At 71.9% G+C, this 3,485-nt stretch carries 4 protein-coding genes and 1 pseudogene; all 5 read left to right on the top strand.

The features are described from left to right. Positions 1–631: pseudogene (locus tag ACWGIU_RS26060) on the top strand (ATP-binding protein); the annotation flags it as partial. Positions 632–634: 3 nt separating this feature from the next. Then, positions 635–1,045, top strand: a complete 411-nt coding sequence (locus tag ACWGIU_RS26055; RefSeq protein WP_373037725.1) for a roadblock/LC7 domain-containing protein — start codon at positions 635–637, stop codon at positions 1,043–1,045. Continuing rightward, complete coding sequence (locus tag ACWGIU_RS26050; protein ID WP_453709642.1) at positions 1,042–1,401, top strand: DUF742 domain-containing protein; 360 nt, start codon at positions 1,042–1,044, stop codon at positions 1,399–1,401. Before ACWGIU_RS26055 ends, ACWGIU_RS26050 begins: the two co-directional genes overlap by 4 nt. After that, positions 1,382–2,002: a GTP-binding protein gene (locus ACWGIU_RS26045; protein ID WP_453709640.1), complete on the top strand. Its 621-nt coding sequence runs from the start codon at positions 1,382–1,384 to the stop codon at positions 2,000–2,002. The genes ACWGIU_RS26050 and ACWGIU_RS26045 overlap by 20 nt, the downstream gene beginning before the upstream one ends. Then, positions 1,999–3,396, top strand: coding sequence for a cytochrome P450 (locus ACWGIU_RS26040; RefSeq protein ID WP_453709638.1), 1,398 nt, complete (start codon positions 1,999–2,001; stop codon positions 3,394–3,396). Before ACWGIU_RS26045 ends, ACWGIU_RS26040 begins: the two co-directional genes overlap by 4 nt. The last annotated feature ends 89 nt before the right edge of the window (positions 3,397–3,485 follow it).

The raw sequence follows: 3,485 nt of genomic DNA, 5'->3' as shown, positions 1-3,485 counted from the left end.
GTCGGGCATCGCCGTGGAGATCGAGGACGGCGGCTTGAGCATGAGCGAGGAGGCCCGCAGCCGGGCGGAGAAGATGCTCGCGCAGGCGCAGTCCGGCATCGACCTCAACGACCTGGGTGAGACGCCGAGGCTGGGTCTGGCGGTGGTCGGCCGCCTGGCGCAGGCGTACGGGTTCCAGGTGTCCCTGCGCTCGTCCGCGTACGGCGGTGTCCGCGCCGTGGTCATCGTGCCGCAGCACCTGATCACCACGGCCTCCTCCGCGACCGGCCTCGCCCACGGCATCGGCTCCTCCTCGGGACCCAGGGCCGTGGCCGCCACACCGCGCGAGCACCCCTTCGAGCGCTCGTCGGCGGGCGTGGGCGTGCCCCGGCCGGCTCCGGCGCCCAGGCCGTCGCCCGTCGGCGCGGGCCAGCCGGAGGCCGCCGCGCGGACCGCGACCGGCCTGCCGCAGCGACGCCGGAAGGACCGTGTGGCCACCTCCGAAGCCCGGCCGGCCCCGGAGCCCCGGTCGGCGGACGACGGTGGCCCCGGAATGTGGCTGGAGGCGTTCCACAGCGGTCTGTCCGGCACGCCCGGCCACGAGGCGCCGGGCACCGAAGGCACGTCGGGTTCAGCCACCAAGGGGGCGTAAGCAATGATGACTCAGCGAATCAGCAGCATGGACTGGATGCTCAAGGACCTGGCCGCCGGAGTGCCGCAGACGCGGCACGTGATCGTACTGTCCGCGGACGGGCTCTGCGTGGCGCAGTACGGGGCCGAGACCGACACCGCCGACCGCCTGGCGGCGGCCTGCGCGGGCCTGCAGAGCCTGGCCGGCGCGGTGGCCGCGGAACTGCCCCGATCCGAGGGCAGGATGCGCCTGGTCGTGATCGAGATGGACGGTGGGTTCTTCTACCTGATGGCCGCCGGCGACGGCTCCTACCTCGCGGTCCTCGCCGACGAGGGCGTGGACGCGGGCCTGATGGGCGCGCAGATGCGCAACCTGGTGACCCGAATGGGGGACCACCTGAGCAGCCCGCCCCGACATGACGGGCAGCCCGCGTGAATGAGCCACCCCCAAGCTGGGAGGACAGCAGTCCCGAACGGCTCTACGTCATCACCGGCGGACGCAGTGGACCCTCCACCGCCGTCCATCTGGACCTCGTGACCTTAGTCGTGGCCAAAGGGTCCGCCCGGCCCGAGATGCAGCCCGAGCAGGCGACCATCCTGCGGATGTGCCAGTCACCGCTGTCGGTGGCCGAGATCGCCGCGTACGCGGGCCTGCCCGTGAGCGTCGTCACCGTGCTGGTCGGGGACCTGATGGCCGCTCAGCGCGTGTACGTACGCCCGCCCGTTCCCGCCGCGCAGCTACCCGACCTTGCTCTGATCGAGGCAGTGATCGATGGACTTCAGAAGCTCTGACCCGCCCGCCGGGCCACGCCCGGCGGACGTACTCCCGCAGACGGCCGCGGCCGCCGTGAAGGTCGTCATCGTCGGGGGATTCGGCGTGGGCAAGACCACGATGGTCGGTGCGGTCAGCGAGATCAAGCCGCTGACGACCGAGGAGACCATGACCAGGGCCGGCGTCGGCGTCGACGACACCTGGGGTGTGGACCGCAAGATCACCACCACCGTCGCCATGGACTTCGGCCGCATCAGCATCAACGACGAGCTCGTCCTGTACCTGTTCGGGACACCTGGCCAGGAGCGTTTCTGGTTCCTGTGGCGCGGGCTCTTCGAGGGCGCGCTCGGAGCGGTCGTACTCGTCGACACCCGCCGCCTGGAGATCAGCTTCGATGTCATCGGACGGCTGGAGGAGCGGGGCGTCCCCTTCGTCGTGGCCGTCAACTCCTTCCCCGGCGCGCCCGAGCATCCACTGGAGGAACTGCGGCAGGCCCTCGATCTGCCCCCCGGCGTCCCGATCCTCGTCTGCGACGCCAGACGGCGGGATTCGTCCCGCGATGTCCTGCTGACCCTCATGCGCTACCTGCACTCCCAGGCAGCCACCCAGGAGGCAATGTGAGCACCACCCCCACCCCACCGCCCGAGTGCCCCGCCCACGCCGCTGCGGCGACCTCGGGAGGCCTCTACCGCCTCCATGGGGCGGAGGCCCAGGCCGATCCCCTCGCGTTGTACGAGAAGCTGCGGGCCGAACACGGGCCGGTGGCCCCCGTGCTGGTGAGCGGTGACCTCCCGGCCTGGCTGGTCCTCGGCCACCGGGAGAACCTGGACGTGGCGCGCACGTCCTCGCGCTTCGCCCGCGACCCGCGGGGCTGGCGCGACATGAGGGAGGGCCGGGTGCCGGCCGACACGCCGCTCGGTCCCATGGTCTCCTGGGTTCCGGTGTGCAACTTCACCGACGGGCCCGTCCACGAGCGCCTGCGCTCGGCCGTGGTGGAGTCCCTGGAGCGCTTCGACAAGCGCGGCATCCGCCGCTACGTGACCCGCTTCGCCAACCAGCTCGTCGACCAGATCGCGGGTGAGGGGTACGCCGACCTTGTGCCGGCCTTCTCCGACCAGCTGCCGATGCTGGTCATGACCCAGCTCATCGGAGCGCCCGACGAGCACGGCCCCCTGCTGGTCAACGCGGCGCGCGACATGCTCCAGGGCACCGAGACGGCCCTCCAGAGCGACCGCTACGTCACCGCCACGCTGGAACACCTGGTCGTGGAGCGCAAGGCCAGGCCTGTGCGCGACCTTGCCTCCTGGCTGATCGAGCACCCCGCGAACCTGAGCGACACCGAGGTGCTGATGCACCTGCGGGTCGTGCTGATCGCGGCCTACGAGACCACCGCCAACCTGATCGCCAACACGTTGCGTACGGTACTGACCGACCCGCGCTTCCGGGCCAGCCTCTCCGGAGGCCACATGACGCTGCCCGACGCCCTGGAGCAGGTCCTGTGGGACGACCCGCCGATCAACACGATCATCGGGCGCTGGGCCACCGGTGACACCCTGCTCGGCGGCCAGCAGGTGAAGGCCGGCGACATGATCCTGCTCGGGCTGGCCGCGGGCAACGCCGACCCGCAGATCCGGCCGGATCCCGAGGCCTCCGTCCACGGCAACCGTTCCCACCTGGCGTTCAGCAGCGGCCCGCACGAGTGCCCGGGCCAGGACATCGGCCGCGCCATCGCGGACACCGGCATCGAGGTCCTGCTGGACCGGCTGCCCGACCTCCAGCTGGCGGTCGACGCGAGTGAACTGCAGTGGCGCGGCACCCTCATGTCACGCCACCTGCTGTCCCTGCCGGTACGGTTCGCCCCGCGCTCCGTGCCGAACGCGCAGCCCCAGGCCGAGCAGCCTTCCGGGCACCCCGAGCACGCGTTCGTCCCGCCGCAGCCGACGGCAGCGCCCGTGGTCCCGGGTCGCCGGCGCCGCGGGGTGAGCTGGTGGCGGCGGCTGCTCGGCATCGGCTGACGGCCTTCTCGGTCGTGTCCGCGAAGTAGGGCCGCGGGCCCGGGGGGCGCCTCCCAGCGGTAGCCGGGGGAGAGAGACTTCGACGACAG

It is taken from the genome of Streptomyces sp. NPDC054840, assembly GCF_053611065.1.
This window is presented reverse-complemented; position numbering and strand designations above follow the sequence as displayed.